At 73.2% G+C, this 17,740-nt stretch carries 20 protein-coding genes and 1 pseudogene; 11 read left to right on the forward strand and 10 right to left on the reverse strand.

What is annotated here, in order from left to right:
- Window positions 1-2 precede the first annotated feature (2 nt).
- From sdhD to ACFFIC_RS29040, 4 genes are all read left to right on the forward strand, one after another.
- On the forward strand, window positions 3-422 hold the full coding sequence (gene sdhD, locus ACFFIC_RS29025) for a succinate dehydrogenase, hydrophobic membrane anchor protein (protein ID WP_377057038.1): 420 nt from the start codon (window positions 3-5) through the stop codon (window positions 420-422).
- 235 nt (window positions 423-657) lie between these two features.
- Window positions 658-2,484, forward strand: coding sequence for a succinate dehydrogenase flavoprotein subunit (gene sdhA / locus ACFFIC_RS29030; RefSeq protein WP_377057039.1), 1,827 nt, complete (start codon window positions 658-660; stop codon window positions 2,482-2,484).
- A 14-nt stretch (window positions 2,485-2,498) separates the two neighbouring features.
- Complete coding sequence (locus tag ACFFIC_RS29035) at window positions 2,499-3,281, forward strand: succinate dehydrogenase iron-sulfur subunit (RefSeq protein WP_377057040.1); 783 nt, start codon at window positions 2,499-2,501, stop codon at window positions 3,279-3,281.
- Window positions 3,274-4,503: a TIGR03862 family flavoprotein gene (locus tag ACFFIC_RS29040; RefSeq protein ID WP_377057137.1), complete on the forward strand. Its 1,230-nt coding sequence runs from the start codon at window positions 3,274-3,276 to the stop codon at window positions 4,501-4,503. Before ACFFIC_RS29035 ends, ACFFIC_RS29040 begins: the two co-directional genes overlap by 8 nt.
- 10 nt (window positions 4,504-4,513) lie before the next feature.
- Here the strand turns inward: ACFFIC_RS29040 and ACFFIC_RS29045 are convergent, their stop codons facing one another.
- Window positions 4,514-5,416 (reverse strand): dienelactone hydrolase family protein, encoded by a 903-nt coding sequence (locus ACFFIC_RS29045; RefSeq protein WP_377057041.1) that lies wholly within the window; start codon window positions 5,414-5,416, stop codon window positions 4,514-4,516.
- A gap of 163 nt (window positions 5,417-5,579) precedes the next feature.
- Here ACFFIC_RS29045 and ACFFIC_RS29050 point away from each other — a divergent pair, with 163 nt between their 5' ends.
- Complete coding sequence (locus tag ACFFIC_RS29050) at window positions 5,580-6,434, forward strand: transglutaminase domain-containing protein (RefSeq protein WP_377057042.1); 855 nt, start codon at window positions 5,580-5,582, stop codon at window positions 6,432-6,434.
- 75 nt (window positions 6,435-6,509) lie between these two features.
- Complete coding sequence (locus ACFFIC_RS29055) at window positions 6,510-7,226, forward strand: phosphatase PAP2 family protein (protein WP_377057043.1); 717 nt, start codon at window positions 6,510-6,512, stop codon at window positions 7,224-7,226.
- Here ACFFIC_RS29055 and ACFFIC_RS29060 read toward each other — a convergent pair.
- Together ACFFIC_RS29060 and ACFFIC_RS29065 are read right to left on the reverse strand one after the other, a co-directional pair.
- Complete coding sequence (locus ACFFIC_RS29060) at window positions 7,197-7,667, reverse strand: RrF2 family transcriptional regulator (RefSeq protein WP_377057044.1); 471 nt, start codon at window positions 7,665-7,667, stop codon at window positions 7,197-7,199. The genes ACFFIC_RS29055 and ACFFIC_RS29060 overlap by 30 nt on opposite strands.
- Window positions 7,668-7,676: 9 nt before the next feature.
- Window positions 7,677-8,570 carry a dihydrodipicolinate synthase family protein gene (locus tag ACFFIC_RS29065; protein ID WP_377057045.1) on the reverse strand — a complete coding sequence of 298 codons (894 nt, stop codon included), beginning with the start codon at window positions 8,568-8,570 and terminating at the stop codon, window positions 7,677-7,679.
- Between the two features lie 133 nt (window positions 8,571-8,703).
- On the opposite strand from ACFFIC_RS29065, the gene ACFFIC_RS29070 reads away from it, so the two are divergent.
- Window positions 8,704-9,321: a pyridoxamine 5'-phosphate oxidase family protein gene (locus ACFFIC_RS29070; RefSeq protein ID WP_377057047.1), complete on the forward strand. Its 618-nt coding sequence runs from the start codon at window positions 8,704-8,706 to the stop codon at window positions 9,319-9,321.
- Between the two features lie 10 nt (window positions 9,322-9,331).
- On the opposite strand, the gene ACFFIC_RS29075 is transcribed toward ACFFIC_RS29070, so the two are convergent.
- Window positions 9,332-9,526 (reverse strand): hypothetical protein, encoded by a 195-nt coding sequence (locus ACFFIC_RS29075; RefSeq protein ID WP_377057049.1) that lies wholly within the window; start codon window positions 9,524-9,526, stop codon window positions 9,332-9,334.
- A gap of 2 nt (window positions 9,527-9,528) precedes the next feature.
- A complete protein-coding gene (locus tag ACFFIC_RS29080) occupies window positions 9,529-9,663 on the reverse strand; it encodes a hypothetical protein (RefSeq protein ID WP_377057051.1) in 135 nt (44 codons plus the stop codon).
- Window positions 9,664-9,915: 252 nt separating this feature from the next.
- On the opposite strand from ACFFIC_RS29080, the gene cysK reads away from it, so the two are divergent.
- Entirely contained in the window at window positions 9,916-10,890 is a 975-nt protein-coding gene (cysK, locus tag ACFFIC_RS29085) for a cysteine synthase A (RefSeq protein ID WP_377057053.1), read from the forward strand.
- Window positions 10,891-10,906: 16 nt separating this feature from the next.
- On the opposite strand, the gene ACFFIC_RS29090 is transcribed toward cysK, so the two are convergent.
- Window positions 10,907-11,641, reverse strand: coding sequence for a PEP-CTERM sorting domain-containing protein (locus ACFFIC_RS29090; RefSeq protein WP_377057055.1), 735 nt, complete (start codon window positions 11,639-11,641; stop codon window positions 10,907-10,909).
- Window positions 11,642-12,015: 374 nt separating this feature from the next.
- Here ACFFIC_RS29090 and ACFFIC_RS29095 point away from each other — a divergent pair.
- Window positions 12,016-12,189: pseudogene (locus ACFFIC_RS29095) on the forward strand (chemotaxis protein CheB); the annotation flags it as partial.
- Between the two features lie 144 nt (window positions 12,190-12,333).
- Here the strand turns inward: ACFFIC_RS29095 and ACFFIC_RS29100 are convergent.
- From ACFFIC_RS29100 to ACFFIC_RS29115, 4 genes are all read right to left on the reverse strand, one after another.
- A complete protein-coding gene (locus ACFFIC_RS29100) occupies window positions 12,334-13,338 on the reverse strand; it encodes an ATP-grasp domain-containing protein (RefSeq protein WP_377057057.1) in 1,005 nt (334 codons plus the stop codon).
- A gap of 141 nt (window positions 13,339-13,479) precedes the next feature.
- Window positions 13,480-13,785: an AzlD family protein gene (locus ACFFIC_RS29105; RefSeq protein ID WP_377057059.1), complete on the reverse strand. Its 306-nt coding sequence runs from the start codon at window positions 13,783-13,785 to the stop codon at window positions 13,480-13,482.
- Window positions 13,782-14,531 (reverse strand): AzlC family ABC transporter permease, encoded by a 750-nt coding sequence (locus ACFFIC_RS29110; protein ID WP_377057061.1) that lies wholly within the window; start codon window positions 14,529-14,531, stop codon window positions 13,782-13,784. The genes ACFFIC_RS29105 and ACFFIC_RS29110 overlap by 4 nt, the downstream gene beginning before the upstream one ends.
- A gap of 276 nt (window positions 14,532-14,807) precedes the next feature.
- Window positions 14,808-15,479 carry a RecX family transcriptional regulator gene (locus tag ACFFIC_RS29115; protein ID WP_377057063.1) on the reverse strand — a complete coding sequence of 224 codons (672 nt, stop codon included), beginning with the start codon at window positions 15,477-15,479 and terminating at the stop codon, window positions 14,808-14,810.
- A 264-nt stretch (window positions 15,480-15,743) separates the two neighbouring features.
- Between ACFFIC_RS29115 and ACFFIC_RS29120 the strand changes: the two genes are divergently transcribed.
- The gene (locus ACFFIC_RS29120) at window positions 15,744-16,898 is read left to right on the forward strand and encodes a PRC-barrel domain-containing protein (protein WP_377057065.1); all 1,155 of its coding nucleotides are present in this window, start codon (window positions 15,744-15,746) and stop codon (window positions 16,896-16,898) included.
- Window positions 16,899-17,117: 219 nt separating this feature from the next.
- Window positions 17,118-17,606, forward strand: coding sequence for a hypothetical protein (locus ACFFIC_RS29125; RefSeq protein WP_377057067.1), 489 nt, complete (start codon window positions 17,118-17,120; stop codon window positions 17,604-17,606).
- The last annotated feature ends 134 nt before the right edge of the window (window positions 17,607-17,740 follow it).

Below are 17,740 nucleotides of genomic sequence, written 5' to 3' on the forward strand. Positions count from 1 at the left end.
AGATGAGCGAGAACTTCCCCTCCACCACCGACCACCAGACCCGCCTCCAGACCCCGCTCGGCCGCGTCCGCCAGAACGGCTCCGCGAAGAGCGGAACGCATCACTGGTGGATGCAGCGGGTGACCTCCATCGCGCTGCTGCCGCTGATGCTGTGGTTCATCTTCTCCCTGGCGATCCGCGCCGGCGCGCCCTACGAGGAATTCGCCCACTGGGTCGGCCACCCCTTCAACGCCGTGCTGCTGCTGCTGCTGACCGGAATCGGCTTCTATCACACCGCCGGCGGCCTCCAGGTGGTGATCGAGGACTACATCCGCCCCGAGCGCCGCGCGATGGTGGCGGGCCTGCTGATCCGTGGCGCCTGCTGGCTGCTGGGGCTGCTCTCCGCCCTGTCCATCCTGCGCCTCGCGGTGGCGGCCGCCTGATGCGCCCCGCGCGGTGCCGCTCCGCCGATGCGGGCACTCCACACCGCGCGAAGGCATCCCATATCAGTTCCGAAGTCGGCCGCCAGGGCGTCCGGCCCCGCCTTTCGGGGCGTGACCACGTTTCCCGCGCCATCCGGCGCTGTCCTTCCCGCGCCATCCGGCGCGATGCTTCCCGCGCCATCCGGCGCGACGACACACGCGCCCAAAACGGCGCCCACCCGCACGAGAGCCCGCGATGAACGCCATCAGCCAGCCTCCGCGCCCCGGGATCAACGGGGCAGCCTATCGCATCGTGGACCACACCTATGACGTGGTCGTCGTCGGCGCCGGCGGCGCCGGCCTGCGCGCCACCTTCGGCATGGGTGAGGCCGGCCTCAAGACCGCCTGCATCACCAAGGTCTTCCCCACCCGTTCCCACACGGTCGCCGCCCAGGGTGGCGTCGGCGCGGCGCTCGGCAACATGGGCGAGGACGACTGGCGCTGGCACATGTACGACACCGTGAAGGGGTCGGACTGGCTCGGCGACCAGGATGCAATCGAGTACATGTGCCGCGAGGCCGTGCCGGCGATCATCGAGCTGGAGCACTACGGCGTGCCCTTCTCCCGCACGGAGGATGGCAGGATCTACCAGCGCCCCTTCGGCGGCCACACGTCGGATTACGGCAAGGCGCCGGTGATGCGCGCCTGCGCCGCGGCCGACCGCACCGGCCACGCCATCCTGCACACGCTCTACCAGCAGTCGCTGAAGCACAACTGCGAGTTCTTCGTCGAGTACATCGCCCTCGACCTCATCATGGATGAGGAAGGCGTCTGCCGCGGCGTCATGGCCTGGTGCCTGGAGGACGGCTCCATCCACCGCTTCCGCGCCCAGACCACGGTGATGGCGACGGGCGGCTACGGCCGTGCCTACTTCTCCTGCACCTCCGCCCACACCTGCACGGGCGATGGCGGCGGCATGGTGCTGCGCGCCGGCCTGCCGCTGCAGGACAACGAGTTCGTGCAGTTCCACCCGACGGGCATCTACGGCTCCGGCTGCCTCGTGACCGAGGGTGCGCGTGGCGAGGGCGGCTACCTCACGAACTCCGAGGGCGAGCGCTTCATGGAGCGCTACGCGCCGACGGCGAAGGACCTGGCGTCCCGCGACGTCGTGTCGCGCGCCATGTCCATGGAGATCCGCGAGGGCCGCGGCGTCGGCCCGCAGAAGGACCACATCCATCTGCACCTCGAGCATCTCGGCGCCGACCTGCTGCACGAGCGCCTGCCCGGCATCTCCGAGACGGCGAAGATCTTCGCCGGCGTGGACGTGACGAAGGAGCCGCTGCCGATGCTGCCCACGGTTCACTACAACATGGGCGGCATCCCCACGAACATCCATTGCGAGGTGCTGCGCCCGACCGCCGCCGACCCGGACGCGACGGTGCAGGGCCTGATGGCCGTGGGCGAGGCCGCCTGCGTGTCCGTGCACGGCGCCAACCGCCTCGGCACCAACTCGCTGCTCGACCTCGTGGTGTTCGGCCGCGCCGCCGCCCACCGCGCGCGCGAGACGCTCAAGCCCGGTGCATCCCAGGCACCGCTCCCGGAAGGTGCCGGTGACAAGGCGCTCGCCCGGCTGGACCGCGTGCGCAGCGCCAAGGGCGGCACCACCGTCGGTGAGCTTCGCGGCGAGATGCAGCGCACGATGCAGAACCACGCGGCGGTGTTCCGCACCGCAGACCTCCTCAAGGAGGGCGTGGAGAAGATGGACAAGGTGGCCCAGGGCTACGAGGACATCCGCATCGCCGACCGCAGCCTGATCTGGAACAGCGACCTCGTGGAGGCGCTGGAGCTGGACAACCTGATCGGCAACGCGCTGACCACCGTGGTCGGCGCCGAGGCCCGGCACGAGTCCCGCGGCGCCCACGCGCACGAGGACTACCCCGAGCGCGACGACCAGAACTGGATGAAGCACACACTTGCCTGGGTGAACGACCAGTACAAGGTGCGGCTCGACTACCGGGACGTGAAGATGCGGACCCTCACCAACGAGGTTCAGGTCTTCCCGCCCAAGGCACGCGTTTACTAGGAAGCCCGGAACCCATGGCGACCTTTACCCTCCCGAAGAACAGCACGATCGGCACCGGCCAGACCTACAAGGCCGATGCCGACGCCACCAACGTGCGCTCCTTCAAGATCTACCGCTGGGACCCGGACACGGGCGACAACCCACGGATGGACACCTACGAGGTCGATCTCGACAAGTGCGGGCCCATGGTCCTGGACGCGCTGATCAAGATCAAGAACGAGGTGGACACCACGCTCACCTTCCGGCGCTCCTGCCGCGAGGGCATCTGCGGCTCCTGCTCGATGAACATCGACGGGTTGAACACGCTCGCCTGCCTCAAGCCGATCGAGGACGTGCAGGGCGAGGTGCGGATCAACCCGCTGCCGCACATGCCCGTGGTGAAGGACCTGGTGCCGGATCTCGGCCAGATCTACGCCCAGCTCACCTCCATCCAGCCCTGGCTGAAGGCGGACACCGCGCCGCCGCCGGACAGCGAGCGGCTGCAGTCCAAGGAGGAGCGCGCCAAGCTCGACGGGCTGTGGGAGTGCATCCTCTGCTTCTGCTGCACCACCGCCTGCCCGTCCTACTGGTGGAACGGCGACCGCTATCTCGGCCCGGCGGTTCTGCTCCAGGCCTATCGCTGGATCGCGGACTCGCGCGACGAGTACACGGGCGAGCGCCTGGACCAGCTGCAGGACCCGTTCCGCCTGTACCGCTGCCACACCATCATGAACTGCGCCCGGACCTGCCCGAAGGGGCTGAACCCGGCCGAGGCGATCGGCCACATCAAGACTCTTCTGGTCGAGCGCGATCGCTGACCCGCGCGGCCCCGCGCCAGCGGCGCGCGGCAACATAGCCATCGTCGGCGCCGGCCCCGCGGGGCTGGCGGCGGCGGAGGTCCTCTCGGAAGCGGGCGTTGCGGTCACCGTCCTGGACCGCATGCCCAGCCCCGCCCGCAAGCTTCTGATGGCCGGGCGTGGCGGCCTCAATCTCACCCACACCGAGCCCTTCGAGACGTTCCTTTCCCGCTACGGCGCGGCGCGCGCGCGGCTGGAACCGGCCATCCGTGCCTTTCCGCCCGAGGCGCTCCGCGCCTGGTGCGAGGCACTCGGCCAGCCCACCTATGCCGGCACCAGCGGGCGGGTGTTCCCCACCGCCATGAAGGCCGCGCCCCTGCTGCGCGCCTGGCTCGCCCGCCTCGCCGCCCGGGGCGTCACCCTCCTCAACCGCCACGCCTGGACGGGGTGGTCCGCGGACGGCGCCCTGTGCTTCGACCGGCCCGGCGGCACCCCGATCCACCTCGCCCCGGATGCCGCGCTGCTGGCCCTCGGCGGCGCCTCCTGGCCGCGCCTGGGGTCGGATGCCGCCTGGGTGCCGCTGCTCGCGGCCAGGGGGGTGGCCCTGGCGCCTTTCGTGCCCGCGAATTGCGGCGTGCTGATCCCCTGGACCGCCCATCTGCGGGACCGCTTCGCGGGCAGCCCGCTCAAGCGCATCGCCCTCACCTTCAACGGCCGCACCGTGCGCGGGGAGGCCGTGATCACCGCGGGGGGGCTGGAGGGCGGCGTCGTTTACGCCCTTTCGGCCGCCATCCGGGACCGCGTGGCGGCCGAGGGCAGCGCGACCGTCACGCTGGACCTCCGCCCGGACATGCCGGTGGAGGAGGTGGTCCGCCGCCTGGCCACCGCCCGCCGCGGCCAGTCGCTCTCCAATCACCTGCGCCGCAACCTGTCCCTGCCGCCCGCCGCCATCGCTCTGCTGCACGAGGGCGAGGGGCCGCCGGAGGCCGCCGTCAAGGCGCTGCCGCTCCGCGTCACCGGCGTGTCCGGCCTGGACCGCGCCATCTCCTCCGCCGGTGGCCTTCGCTGGGAGGAGCTGGACGACGACTTCGCCCTGCGCCGCCTCCCCACCCTGTTCGTGGCGGGGGAGATGCTGGACTGGGAGGCGCCGACGGGAGGCCATCTCCTCACCGCCTGCATCGCCACTGGCCGTGCCGCCGGGCAGGGCATGCTGCGGCGGCTCGGGGCCGCCGGCGCGCCCTGACCGGGGCTGCTCAGCCCACCCCGTTCCCGCGCAGGAAGTCCAGCATCAGCCGCCAGCCGGCCTGTGCCTGTTCGGGGCGGTAGCTCGGCCGGTAGTCGGCGTGGAAGCCGTGCGGCGCTCCCGGATAGATCACCAGGGTGAAGCGCTTGCCGGCCTCCCGCATGCGCTTCTCCATCTCGCGCAGGCTGTCCACGGGGATGCCCGTGTCCGCTTCACCGTATAGGCCGAGGATCGGGCACTTGATCTCGCCGGCCATGTCCAGCGGCACGCGCGGGGTGAGGGCGCTGGCCTGCCCCGCCACCGGCCCGTACCAGGCGACGCCCGCCTTCAGCCGCGCGTTCTGCGCCGCATAGGCCCAGACGTTCCGGCCGCCACGGCAGAAGCCGATGATCGCCATCTTCTCCGCGCTGCCGCCGTCCATTCCAGCCCAGGCGAGGGTCGCGTCCAGGTCGCGGAACAGCTCGTCGTCGGGCTTGCGCCCCGCGATGGCCGCCGCCCCCGCCACGTCCGGCGCGGCTGCCGCATCGCCCTGCCGCACATAGTAGTCCGGCGCCACCGCCAGGTAGCCTTCGCGCGCCAGGCGGCGGCACACATCCTTGATGTATTCATGAAGGCCGAAGATTTCCTGGCACACCAGCACCACCGGCCAGTCGCGGCCCGAGGCCGGGCGCGCGCGGTAGCCGGGCAGGGCGCGGTCCCCGGCCTCGATCACCACCTCGCCGGCCACCAGCCCGTCGGCCGGGGTGGTGACAATGGTCTGGGCCATCACCGGCCCGGCTGCCAGCGTGTAGCCTGCCGCCGCACCGGCCGAGCCGACGAAGCCGCGCCGCCCCAGCCGCTCGAACAGCGGGGGCGAGATCATCTCCCCGGCCGGCGGGGTGTCGGGCATCGGCGCGTCGGGCAGTCGGTCCATCGGCAAGTCCTCCGTTGTGCGCGGAGCCTACACCCATGGCGCCCGGCACCGCACAGCCCCTGCCGCGCCGAAATCTTTGGCCCTGTCGCATCGCAGCACGCCGCCCGCCGTTGTGCCCGCGTCCCCATCCCGCCCCCGAACCCCCGATCGTTCCAGGCCCACCATGAAGATCCTCGTCGGCTCCGACCTCGGCTATCAGGTCAATGGCCCTGCCACCCTGATCCTGAACGTCCAGCCGGCGGAAACCCCGCGGCAGCGCATCCTGCGCGAAACGCTGACGATCACGCCCGAGGGCACGCGCACCGAGCACTGGACCGTGCCCGCCACCGGCAACCGCTACCTCCGCGTCCATGCCCAGGCCGGCACCAGCCTGCACATCCACCACGAGGCGGAGGTGGAGCTGGACGCGCATGTGGCGGACCCCGGGGAGGTCACGCAGCTTGCCCCGGCGGAGCTGCCGCCCGAGGTGCTGCCGCATCTCTGGCCCTCGCGCTTTTGCGAGTCCGACCGGCTGGAACGCCTGGCCCTGCGCGAGTTCTGCGATGCGCCGCCTGGCCATGCGCGCGTGACCGCGGTGTGCAACTGGGTGCACGACCGGATCACCTATCTTCGCGGGGCCTCGAGCCCGACCACCACGGCCACGGACACGCTGCTCTCGGGCGCCGGCGTCTGCCGGGACTTCGCCCACCTGTCCGTCGCCCTCTGCCGCGCGCTGGGCATTCCCACCCGCTTCGTCTCCGCCCATGCGCCTGGCCTGGTTCCGCCGGATTTCCACGCGGTGTTCGAGGCCTTCCTGGGCGGCAAGTGGTGGCTCTTCGACGCGACGCGCCAGGCTTCGCCCGACGTGCTCGTGCGCATCGGCCAGGGGCGCGACGCCGCGGAGGCCGCCTTCGCCGAGATCCACGGCGCGGCCACCCCGACCACCATGTCCATCCGGGCGGAGGTGCTGGAAGGGCCCGATGTCGGGCGCGGGCTTCGCACCACGCAGGCCGTCGCAGACGTGGCGGAGGCACCCTAGGGGATGGAAGCCGGCGCGGCACCGCCGCCGGCCCCACGCGGCGTCAGGGGCTGGCTGGCACGGCAGGAGCGCGGCGTGTTGCTGGCCTTGCTGGCGGTCGCCACCGGCCTGTTCGGCTTCGCCAAGCTGGCGGGGGAGGTGGTGGAGGGCGACACCCATGCCTTCGACCGCGCCATCCTTCTCGCGCTCCGCAATCCTTCCGACCTTTCGGACCCGATCGGGCCCGGGTGGTTCGAAGAAATGGCGCGCGACGTGACCGCGCTCGGCAGCCACGCCATCCTCGGCTACATCACCCTCGCGACGGTGGGCTTCATGCTGCTCTCGGGGCGCAGGGCGGGCGCGCTGTTCGTCACGGTGGCGGTGGGCAGCGGAATGCTGGTCAGCTCCGTCCTCAAGATCGGTTTCGCACGCCCCCGCCCCGACCTCGTGCCGCACGGGGCGGAGGTCTACACGGCCAGCTTCCCCAGCGGGCACGCGATGCTTTCGGCCGTGGTCTACCTCACCCTGGGCGCTCTGCTGCTGCGGGTGGAACCGCTGGGCCGCACGCGCTTCTACGTGCTCGCGGTCGCGGTCGTGACGACGCTGCTGGTGGGCGCCAGCCGGGTTTACCTCGGCGTCCACTGGCCGACGGACGTGCTCGCCGGCTGGTGCGGCGGCGCGGGCTGGGCCTTTCTGTGCTGGCTCGTCATGGCCTGGCTGCAAGGCCGCGGCAAGGTGGAGCCGCAGGCCGAGCCGGGCCCGCCCGCGTCAGGCGGCCCCGGCTCAGATCGCGAAGTTCAGCGGCTCCGCTGAGGGGCGCTGCAGGCCGGCCGTCTCGGCCCGCCGGAGAAGATCCTCCAGGGTCAGCCCCTCCAACCGCTCGCGCAGGGCCGCGTCCAGCTCCGACCAGAGCGGCGCCACCACCGCGCCGTGAAGTGCGCCCGACAACTCGCTGCCGCCCTCGGCCCCATCGGCCACGGCCGCCACCGCTTCGGACAGGCGGATGTCGCGCGGGCGCCGGGCCAGCCGGTAGCCGCCGCGCGGCCCCCGCACGCCCTCGAGCAGCCCGGCGCGGGACAGGGCCTGGAAGACCGGCTCGATCCCACGGCGCGCGGCGCCCAGCCGGTCCGCCACCTCCGCCCCCCCGGCCACCGCGCCGTTGGCCCCGCGCCCGGCGTGGAAGGCCACGTCCAGCAACACGGAGACGGCCGTCAGCGCGCGGTCCTGTCGAAGAAGTCGGAGGTTCGGCTGCATGCGCCCGATCTACGCATCCTCCGCGTGGATTTCCAGTCCGGCCAGCGCCGCCTCCACCTCGCGCCGCCCTTCCGGGGAAAGCGCGGGCTGCGGGGGAAGGGGGCTGCCCACCGGAAAGCCCTGGATCTCCAGCGCCCCCTTGATGCAGGCGGCCAGGGCATGGCGCGCAAAGAGTTCGTTGATCCGCCACAGCCGCCGCTGCAGCGCCATGGCTCCCGCCCAGTCGCCAGCGCGGCACAACCCGTAGAGCCGCACGCTCTGCCGCGGGATGGCGCAGGCGGGCCCCGCCATCCAGCCGACGCCCCCGATCAGCATCACCGCCGCCGGAATATGCGCCGAGGCCGCGAAGACCCGCATCCGCCCCTCGGTCCGGTCCATGATGGAGAGCAGCCGCCCGGTGTTGGTGGAGGCGTCCTTGACGTAGCCGATGCGCGGATGGCGCGAGAGCGCCTCCAACGCCGGCAGCGACAGGTCGGAGCGCTGGAACTGCGGGTTGGTGTAGAGCACCACCGGCAGGCCCACCGCATCCGCCACCGCCGTGAAATAGGCGACCACCCCGGCCTCGGGCACGGGGAAATAGGCTTCCAGGATCGCGAGGATGCCGTTCGCCCCCAGCGCCTCCGCCTCCCGCGCCTGGCGCACCGCCTCCGCCGTGGTGGTGGCCGCGATTCCCGCCACGACCGGCACCCGCCCGGCCGCGGCCTCCACCACCACCTCGATGATGCGGCGCCGCTGCTCCGCGTTGAGGTAGGCGAATTCCCCGGTGCTGCCGAGCGGCGTCAGCCCGTGCACGCCGGCGGCGACCAGGTGCTCCACCAGCCGCGCCAGCACGTCGTCCAGCACCCGTCCGTCCGGGCCGATGGGGGAAACCAGGTAAGGGAAGACGCCGTGAAGGTCCTGCATGGCGCGGAGGCTAGATCGCGCCCGCCCGGGGCGGAACCGGCCGCGCCGGGGTGCGACGCTTTCGTGACGTCCGCCCCGCACTCCCTTGCGAAGCGCCCCGCGCGAGGGCAGCACTGGGGCAGGGGAGGCCCACATGCCCGACACCATCGACACGCTCGCGCAGCTCGAAGCCCTCTATGGCGCGCCGAACGACGCCTCCACGGTGAAGGAGGTGCCGCGCATCACCGCGGAATACCGCGCGCTGATCGAGGCTTCGCCCTTCGCCGCCCTGGCCACCGCCGGGCCTGAGGGACTGGACTGCTCCCCCCGCGGAGACCGGCCGGGGGAGCTGGTGCGCGTGGCGGACGAGCGCACGCTGCTGATGCCCGACCGGCGCGGCAACAACCGCGTGGACAGCCTGCGCAACATCCTGCGCGACCCGCGCGTGGGGCTGATGTTCCTGATCCCAGGCCACGGCAACGCGCTGCGCGTGAACGGGCGCGCGCATCTTTCCCTCGCGCCGGACCTGCTGGAAAGCTTCGCGGTGGAGGGCAAGCGCCCGCGCAGCGTGATCGTGGTGGCGGTGGAGACCGTTTACTTCCAGTGCGCCCGCGCCGTCCTGCGCGCCCGCCTCTGGGAAGCGGAGGCTCAGGTGCGCCCGGGCAGCCTGCCGACGCCGGGCCGCATCCTCGCCGCCCTCAGCGCGGGCAGCGTCGGCGGCGAGCCCTATGACAGCAACTGGGCCGCGCGGGCGAAGGAGACCATGTGGTAGCGCGCCCGGCCTAAGCCGCGAGGCGGCCGCGCCCGCGCAGCATCACCACACGCGCCACCCGCGCCGCTTCCGCCGGATCGGGAAAGGCGGCGCCCTCCAGGTCCTCCAGCGCGGGGTCGGTGGCTAGGAAGAGCCAGTCGGCCTCTCGCGCCACGGCGACGCCCACGAAGCGCCCCTCCACGCTGATCGGCCGGGAGCCGCGCATGCTCAAAGCCCTCCCATCGCGCGCAACAGGGCACTCTCGATCTCGGACTGCCGGGGCGGGCGTGGCGTGCGCGGGAAGGCGCGCATCAGCAGCGCACGGAGGGTGAGGAAGGGCTGGCGGGCAAGGCTGCGGATCATGGTGCTGCATCTCGGCTGAAGGCGGGCGGGAAGGGGCGGCGCACTCAGCGCCGACAGGTTCCGCGGAACCGGATCGCGTGCATCGCAAGCCTCCTTCTGGATGGATCCTCGATGCCCAAGAATTCGGCCCGCGCCCTCCTTTGGTCAACGAAATGGAATGATCGATTTTCCGCCGGTCCGGGGTATGAATCCACCGCCGGGCATGGGGTGGACGATGGACGCCACCCGGCCCCGCCATGATAAGCCCTGCCCATGCCCGCCAACCCCGCTTCGCCTGCCCCGCCGCCGCGCGGGCGCCTGCATGCCAGCATCCTGGAGACGGTCGGCGGCACCCCCCTGGTCCGCCTGCCCCGGCTGGAGGCCGCCGAGCGCCTGCCCGCCCGCCTCGCCCTCAAGCTGGAGTTCTTCAACCCGCTCGGCTCCGTGAAGGACCGCATCGGCCTGGCCATGGTGGAGGAGGCGGAACGCGCCGGGCTGATCACCCCCGGCCATTCCACGCTGGTGGAGCCCACCTCGGGCAACACCGGCATCGCGCTGGCCTTCGTGGCCGCGGCCAAGGGCTATCGCCTGATCGTGGTGATGCCGGACGGCGCCAGCCTGGAGCGGCGCCGGATGATGGGGCTGATGGGCGCCGAGCTCGTGCTCACCCCCGCCCTGCGCGGCATGCCCGGCGCCATCGCGCGCGCGGAGGCCATCCTGGCGGAAATGCCCGGCGCCTGGATGCCCCGGCAGTTCGACAACCCCGCCAACCCCGCCATCCACGCCGCCACCACGGCGGAGGAGCTTTGGGAGGACACGGCGGGGGAGCTGGACGCGGTGGTGGGCGGCGTCGGCACCGGCGGCACGCTGACGGGCATCGCGCGCGTCCTCAAGCCGCGCCGCCCGGGCCTGCGGGTGATCGCCGTGGAGCCCGCCGAATCCGCCGTGCTGTCCGGCGATGAGCCCGGGCCCCACGACATCCAGGGCCTGGGCGCCGGCTTCTGCCCGCGGGTGCTGGAACTCGGCCTGATGGACGCCGTGATGCGTGTTTCCGAACGCGACGCGCTGGTCGCCGCGCGCCGTTGCGCGCGGGAGGAGGGCATCCCCATCGGCATCTCCTCCGGCGCCGTGCTGCACGCGGCGCTGGAGGTGGCGCGCGACCCCGCCATGGCCGGCAAGCTCGTGGTGGGCATCGCCGCCAGCTTCGCCGAGCGTTACTTGTCCACGGAGCTTTTCGCGGGGCTCTGAGCCGCGCGCGGCCGGCTCAGCTTCGCCGGCGGCGCGCCAGCCCCGCCATCCCGGCGAGCGACACCATGAGCAGCCCGAGGCTTCCCGGCTCCGGCACCGGAACAGGCCCGGGATTGCCGCCGGGGTTCCCGCCCGTCCCCGTTCCGCCCTGGGTCAGGATCACGTTGTCCAGCAGGAGCCCCATGGAGTCGGCGGGGCCGCCGCTGAGGAAGCCCAGCCGCGCCGAGGCGGGCGCGAGGAGGTCGAAGCTCCGCGTGATCGTGGAGAAGGCCGCGTTCGCCGCGAGCGAGAAGACCTCGTTGAACAGGACCGTCCCGAGCGTGCTCACCAGCGACACGGAAACGGTGTTGTTGCCGCGCCCGCGCTGGTCGCCGGCGAGGTCGAACTGGATGCTCACCGGCCCCGCCGGACGCGCGAAGGCGGTGAGCGTGGTGAGGGAGCCGTTGCCGCTTCCCTCCATGTCCAGGCAGGGGGTGCTGCCTCCGGCGGCCTGGCAAAGGCTGAAGAAATAGCCGGGCGCGAGAAGGTCGACATTGGCCGCGCTCCAGTTCGCGAAGCCGCTGTACTCGGCCGAGCCGACGGCGCCATTCTCGGTGTTGAAGCTGTCGTTCAGGAGAACAACGGGCGCGGCCTTCGCCGGCATCGCCAGGGCCACCGGCAACGCGACCGCCGCCGCCCTGAGTGCGGCGAGGGCGGCTCGCCGCGCGGCAGGGACGCGGCGAACCGCGACATCATGATTCATCTTTGACATGGGACACCTCCGGACCACGCCGGGAGCAAACCATGTGCCGCCCTGCTTCGATATTGATTCCGCAACGGTTTCATGTCGCGCCCCGGTGGCGGCGTAAAAACGGCCGACTGGCCTTGCATGGCGGAGCGTGCGACGACCCGGCGCTCCCAGCGGATGACGCCGCCATCTCCACTCCGCCCCTCCTGCCCGTGGTCGCCATCGGCGGGTCCGGCGGGAGCGGGCTTCGCGACATCCAGGCGCCGCTCCAGGCCCTGCCTTGCCCGACGCCCGCGGCGATCCTGGCCGTGCTCCACCACCCGGTGGACCGCATCGGCCACCTGCGCGACATCCTCGCCCGCGCCTCGCCCATTCCGGTGCGCGTCGCCGGCCCGCGCATGACCGGCGTGGTGCTTTCGGGCTCGCTGGACGACGGGTCGCGCGGGCTGGCCGCCATCCACCATGCGGGCGGCACCACCATGGTCCTGGACCCCGATGGCTCCGCCTTTCCGGGCACGCCGCGCAACGCGATGTCCTTTGACGGCCCGGTCAGCCTTGTCGGCACCGCGACCGAGATCGCGGCCGGCATCGGGCGGCTGCGGGCGGCTGCGGGCGGGGATGGGCCAGGGGCGGCCCTGACGCGGGCGCGGATCACGCGCCGGGCTTGCCGGAATCCGAGCGGCCAGGGGGAGAGTTCCCTCCCCCCCGGCCTTGTGTCAGGCCGCCGCGCGCCGCGTCGGCGCCAGCGCCGCGCCCAGGAAGGCCGCGATGGCGCCGGGGCCGGAGCGGTCGGTGCCGGCCAGGCCGGCCGCGGCCTCGGCATCCGGGTTGTAGTTGGTGTTGGTGTTCACGTCGTAGGTCAGCACCCGGCCCTCCGGCGTGCGGATGAACTCGATCCCCGCCACCTCCACGCCGTTGCCGGCCAGGAAGCGTTCCAGCCTTTCCCGCTGGGCGGCCTCGATCCCCTCGGGGATCACGCGGAAGCGCGGGCCGGGCGCCGGTGCCGCCGATGTGCCGACGGGGCAGGCGGCGTCGCCGATCGCGGCCGAAGGCGCGGGCACCTCGCAGACATCCGCCGGGCACAGCTCGAAGCCCGAGGAGGTGTCCACCTCCACCGCGTAAAGGAAGCGGCCGCCGACGAACTCCGCGCGGGTGATGAAGGGGCGCGCGGAGCGCACGTAGTCCTGCAGCAGCCAGAGCCCGTCCGCCGGCTGCTCATCGGCCGGGGCGTCGGCCATGAAGGCCGCCAGGGCGTCGGAGTCAGCGAAAAGCCGCACGCCCAGGCCCTTGCCGCCCCGGTTCGGCTTCAGGATCAGCGGGCCGGTGCCGAAGCGGCGGCGCGCGGCGTCCACCACGTCCCCGGCCTCGCCCCGCACCACCACGGTGGCCGGCACGGCGATCCCCGCCGCCTCCAGCGCCGCGTACTGCCGGGCCTTGCTGATCTCCAGGTCCAGCGCGCGCGGCCCGTTCACCACGCGGCGGCCGTAGCGTTCCAGCCAGGCGAGTACCGCCGCCGTCAGCTCCGCGGAATAGCGGTGCCCGCGCGTGTGCGAGGACGCCGACATGCGGTTGTAGAACACCCCCTCCGGCGGCGGGGAGGACAGGTCGAAGCTGCCCGAGGACAGGTCCCATTCCGCCCAGGGCAGGCCGCGCTGGTCGAAGGCGCGCGCCAGCGGCGGGAGCCATTCGGGGTTCTCGTGGATGACGTGGATCTTGGACATGGTGGGCGCCTCCGGCACGGGCTGCGATGTGGTGGCCCGGTAAACCCGATCAAGGCGCGTGCAAAGCAGGATTTCACAGGGGCAGCCCTGCGCCCGGGGCGGCATGGCAGCCCGTGCGCGTCCGCCGGGGAAAAGGCCTGGCTACATCCCCGCCCAGCGCAGCCCCGCCATGGCCGCGACCCCGACGCCGATGGAAACGCCGAAGTTGCGCCAGCGCAGCTGCGCCGCCGCGCAGGCCAGGCTGGCCGCCACCGCCGCGAGGTCCTGGCGCGACAGCGCCAGCGCCACATAGGCCGCGAAGAGTGGCGCCGGCAGGTTGCGCAGCAGGGCATCCACGAAGGGCGGGGTCTTCACCGCGCGCAGCACGGCATAGCCACCGGCCCGGCAGAGATAGGTGACGATCCCCATGGCCAGGATCGCCAGCGTCACGTCCCAGCGCAGCGTCACGGGCGGGCGCCCCGCGCCGCGCGCGCCTCCATCCGGGCGCCCAGCAGGGCCCCGGCGAAGGCCCCGGCCAGCAGCGGCAGCGGTGCGGGCAGGCGCAGCGCCTGGGCGGCCAGGGCGGCGGCGGCGGCGGCCAGCCAGGGCGGGATGTCCTGCCGCGGCCCGCGCCACAGCGCGACGAGGATCGCGACAAAGGTCGCCGTGGCCGCGAAGAACAGCGGATGGCTGGGCGGCAGCGCCACCGCCGCGCCCAGCAGGTGACCCGCCCCGGCGGAGGCCACCCAGCCCATCCAGGTCAGGATTCCCAGGCCGAGAAGGAAGGCCGCGTCCCGCTCTCCCGCACGGTGCTCGGCCACGGAAAGAGCGAAGGAATGGTCCACCGTCACGAACAGCGAGGACCACAGCCGCCAGCCCCTGAGATGGTTCAGCCAGAAGGACAGCGCGGCGCCGAGCGGCACCATGCGGATGTTCACCACCAGGGCAGCGATCGCGACCGCCAGGATGTCCGGCGGGTCCGACCACAGTTCGAGGGCGAGCAACTGCGAGGCCCCGGCGAAAACCAGTCCGCTCATCAGCAGGGTTTCCGCCAGGCTCAGCCCCTTGCCCAGGGAAATGACCCCGACCACCAGGCCGAAGGGGATGATGCCCAGCAGGAGCGGGACGCCTCGCCGGACGCCGCGCCACATGCCGGCCCAGGTGAAGACCACGCGCATCCCCGTCCTATAGGCGGGGGCGCGGAACCGCGCCATGCGCGGCGCCCTTCCGCTCCGCCCGGCCGGGATCGGACGGAGGCATCGCCGCGCATTCGATCGTTCCTGTGGCCGCTCCACCCGCCACGTGTTCCTGCCGCGCCGCGCCTGGCCGTTCGCCCTGGGAATGCTCCTGTTGAAGCCCGGCCAAGGGAAAGCCTGTGCGAAGGCACCCTGTGCCCCCGCTCCGGGAAACCGGTTGCGCGCGGGCGGTTTGCCGCGACGGCCGCGCATGCTGCGCGCCGGGAAAACGCGCCGGGAAAATTGGCCGGGGCGCTATCCCTGCCGGGAGGCGATGATCCGCGCCTCCGCCTCGGCGGGGTCCGTGTCCAACGCCGCCTCGGCCACGTCTCGCGGGAAGCCGGCGCGGGCCAGCGAACCCATGGCCTTCATCCTGGCCGCGCGCGCCGCCTCCGCCTCTTCCGGCGGCGCCGGGTCGAAGGGGCCCTGGCGACGGCGGCGAAGATGGGCCAGCGCGGCCGTCACCTCGTCCGTTTCCGTCTCCTCCAGCATGTCCGCAGCCGTTTCCCCGCCCACGCCCTTGGCCGCCAGATGCGCCGCGATGGCACGGCGGGACCGCCCGGCACGGGACAGCCGGCGCGTGCGGGCCGCGGCGAAGGCGGCGTCGTCCACGGCGCCGGCCGCGACCATCTTTCTTGCCACGGCCTGGGCCGCCGCCCGCCCCGCCGCCACGACGGGCGCGATCGCCTCGGGTGCCATGCCCTCCTGACCCGCCCGCTGCGCCCAGCGCGCCACCCGGCGGGACAGCACGCGCGCGAGCCCCGCCTCGGTGGCGGCGAAGCGCGCCAGATGGTTCAGCGCGGCTTCCTGGAGGCGCGCCTCGGTGGGGGGCGGGCCGGCGGTGACGGGCCGGCGCTCGCGCCGCGGGCGCGGCGTCCGCCCCTTTGTCTCGGCTCCCTTTGCCCCTGGCTCGTTCGTCTCGCGCATGCCCCAACCCTGCCACGCCCCGCCCCGGGCGGGGAGGGGCCGCCACCCGCGCCGGACGGCCCGGAGCGCAACCGTGGCCGCCCGGGTGGCGTTCCCTGGTCGATCCCCATCGCCGGTCCGGTGCGGGCGCCCCCGGCCGCCGCGGCAAGCGTTCCGGCCCAGCGCCCCGGCCAGTCTCTCTCCGCCAGTCGGGGCGCCGTCCGGGACATGAACCTTCCGGCCTCGCCAAGGGTCGGGTCACGCCAGTCACAAGGAAAACGACGCATGAACGCTCGTTCCACCCGGTCCAGCCTCCTCGGCTTCACCGCCGCCGCCGCCCTTCTCGCCATGGGCGCCGCAGCGCAGGCGCAGGCTCCGCGCGACGGCACGCCCGGCAACCCTCCCTCCACCGCCACCCAGCGCGCGGCGGACGCCGCCACGGGCAACCCGACGCGCGCCGACGGCACGCCGGGCAACCCGCCGGGCACGGCGGCCGGCCGCGCGGCGGATCGTGCCGGCGATGCCGCCTCCAACGCCAACCAGCGCGCGGGTGATCCGCTGAACACGCAGAACCGTGCGGACGGCACTCCCGGCAACCCGCCCGGCACCGCGCTGGGCCGCGCCACGGACCGCGCCCTGGGCAACGCGGGGGACGCCAACCAGCGTGCCGGCGATCCCGCGAACACCCAGAACCGCGCGGACGGCGCCCCGGGCAACCCGCCGGGCACCGTGGTCACCCGCGGCGTGGACCGTGCCCTCGGCACCAACATGTCCGGCGCCTTCCCGCAGAACGAGCAGGGTGGCACCTCCCCTGCCGCCACGGACGGCAACCGCGCCACCGTGACCGGTCGGGGCGAGGCCGCGCAGGGTGGCCGCCGCGACAACGAGCCGCCGGCGGCCAGTGCCAACCCGGGCGCCATGGGCAGCAGCCAGTCCCAGAGCGGTGCCCAGGGCAGCGGCATGCCCGGCCCGGTGAACGCCACGCCCGAGGGCGGCCAGGCCCGTGCCGGCACCATGTCCGTGCCGCTGCAGAACCAGGCGGCGGGCAATGCGCCGGCCAATCCGGCCGGGCCGAACGGCGGCTCCCGCCCCATGGGCACGGCGGCGACGGCCGGCGCTGCCACGGGTGCCGCGTCCGGCGCCACCGCCCCGTCGGCCCAGACGGAGCGCGCCAGCCGCATCATCGGCTCCAGCGTGTTCAACGAGCGCAACGAGTCCATCGGCTCGGTGGATGACCTGATCCTCGCGCAGGGCAACGCCTCGCCCATGGCGGTGGTCTCGGTCGGCGGCTTCCTGGGCATCGGCGCCAAGCTGGTCGCCGTTCCCATGTCCGAGCTCCGCTGGTCGGCCGCGGACAACCGCTGGACCATCACCGGCGCCACGCGGGAAAGCCTGACCTCGCTGCCGGCCTATTCCTACGACGCAGCGCGCCGCGGCTGATCCTGCGGGGCTGATCCGCACGGGAGCGACGCGAGGGCTCGGGCCGGCAGGTCCGGGCCCTTCGCGCTCTGGGGCAGCCGAGCGGCAGGTGGAGGATATTTAAGTCACGGGGTGGAACGTTCCCGGGCGGCGCAAGGAACCGGTGCGAGAATCCCGCGTTGCCCCTTCAGGTCCAGCCAAGTGCGCAGGGCCGAACAACCCGTCTCGGGAGAGAACCCAATGCCGTTCCCCACCCTTCGCGCCGCCACGCTGGCTTTTGCCTTCGTCGGCCTCGCTGCCTGCAGCAACGACCCGCTGAACACCGCGAACCGGCCCGACGGCGCGCCGGGCAACCCGCCTTCCACCATGACGCAGCGCGCGGCCGACAGCGTGACCGGCGACCGCACCCCGGCTGACGGCCGCCCCGGCAACCCGCCCGGCACCGCGGTGGGCCGCGCCGCCGAGCGCACCAACGAGCGCATCGGCGACCCGCTGAACGTGGACAACCGTCCGGACTGCACGGCCGGCAACCCGCCCGGCACCGCCGTTTCCCGCGCCCTCGGCACCACGGACCCGGCCGATTGCCGGCCGGGGGCCCGCCGCCGCGCCGTTCGTGCCTCCAACGCCGCTCGCCGCCCGGCGACCACCGCGCGTCCCGCCGCTGCCCCGGCGGCGAATGGCGCCACCGGGCCTGCCGGCCAGCCCGCCTTCACCAACCAGGGCAGCTGAACCGCCTCCGGCGACACCGCGCTGACGATCCCGAGGGGCGCCGCCGTTGCGGCGCCCCTTTTCCGTTTCGCCGTCCCGGCGGCCATGCGCTTCGTGATCGTGTGACCTGTGATCTTGTGTTCGGTGGGCCTTTG

Origin of the sequence: Muricoccus vinaceus, from assembly GCF_042433125.1 — a bacterium.
Taxonomy (GTDB): Bacteria; Pseudomonadota; Alphaproteobacteria; order Acetobacterales; family Acetobacteraceae; genus Roseomonas; species Roseomonas vinacea.

What these genes read in the sequence shown, in the direction of transcription:
- sdhD (WP_377057038.1), top strand. Translation starts at nt 3, where the DNA reads ATGAGCGAGAACTTCCCCTCCACCACCGACCACCAGACCCGCCTCCAG.
- sdhA (WP_377057039.1), top strand. Translation starts at nt 658, where the DNA reads ATGAACGCCATCAGCCAGCCTCCGCGCCCCGGGATCAACGGGGCAGCC.
- ACFFIC_RS29035 (WP_377057040.1), top strand. Translation starts at nt 2,499, where the DNA reads ATGGCGACCTTTACCCTCCCGAAGAACAGCACGATCGGCACCGGCCAG.
- ACFFIC_RS29045 (WP_377057041.1), bottom strand. Translation starts at nt 5,416, where the DNA reads ATGGACCGACTGCCCGACGCGCCGATGCCCGACACCCCGCCGGCCGGG.
- ACFFIC_RS29050 (WP_377057042.1), top strand. Translation starts at nt 5,580, where the DNA reads ATGAAGATCCTCGTCGGCTCCGACCTCGGCTATCAGGTCAATGGCCCT.
- ACFFIC_RS29060 (WP_377057044.1), bottom strand. Translation starts at nt 7,667, where the DNA reads ATGCAGCCGAACCTCCGACTTCTTCGACAGGACCGCGCGCTGACGGCC.
- ACFFIC_RS29065 (WP_377057045.1), bottom strand. Translation starts at nt 8,570, where the DNA reads ATGCAGGACCTTCACGGCGTCTTCCCTTACCTGGTTTCCCCCATCGGC.
- ACFFIC_RS29070 (WP_377057047.1), top strand. Translation starts at nt 8,704, where the DNA reads ATGCCCGACACCATCGACACGCTCGCGCAGCTCGAAGCCCTCTATGGC.
- ACFFIC_RS29075 (WP_377057049.1), bottom strand. Translation starts at nt 9,526, where the DNA reads ATGCGCGGCTCCCGGCCGATCAGCGTGGAGGGGCGCTTCGTGGGCGTC.
- ACFFIC_RS29080 (WP_377057051.1), bottom strand. Translation starts at nt 9,663, where the DNA reads ATGATCCGCAGCCTTGCCCGCCAGCCCTTCCTCACCCTCCGTGCGCTG.
- cysK (WP_377057053.1), top strand. Translation starts at nt 9,916, where the DNA reads ATGCCCGCCAACCCCGCTTCGCCTGCCCCGCCGCCGCGCGGGCGCCTG.
- ACFFIC_RS29090 (WP_377057055.1), bottom strand. Translation starts at nt 11,641, where the DNA reads ATGTCAAAGATGAATCATGATGTCGCGGTTCGCCGCGTCCCTGCCGCG.
- ACFFIC_RS29100 (WP_377057057.1), bottom strand. Translation starts at nt 13,338, where the DNA reads ATGTCCAAGATCCACGTCATCCACGAGAACCCCGAATGGCTCCCGCCG.
- ACFFIC_RS29110 (WP_377057061.1), bottom strand. Translation starts at nt 14,531, where the DNA reads ATGGCGCGGTTCCGCGCCCCCGCCTATAGGACGGGGATGCGCGTGGTC.
- ACFFIC_RS29115 (WP_377057063.1), bottom strand. Translation starts at nt 15,479, where the DNA reads ATGCGCGAGACGAACGAGCCAGGGGCAAAGGGAGCCGAGACAAAGGGG.
- ACFFIC_RS29120 (WP_377057065.1), top strand. Translation starts at nt 15,744, where the DNA reads ATGAACGCTCGTTCCACCCGGTCCAGCCTCCTCGGCTTCACCGCCGCC.
- ACFFIC_RS29125 (WP_377057067.1), top strand. Translation starts at nt 17,118, where the DNA reads ATGCCGTTCCCCACCCTTCGCGCCGCCACGCTGGCTTTTGCCTTCGTC.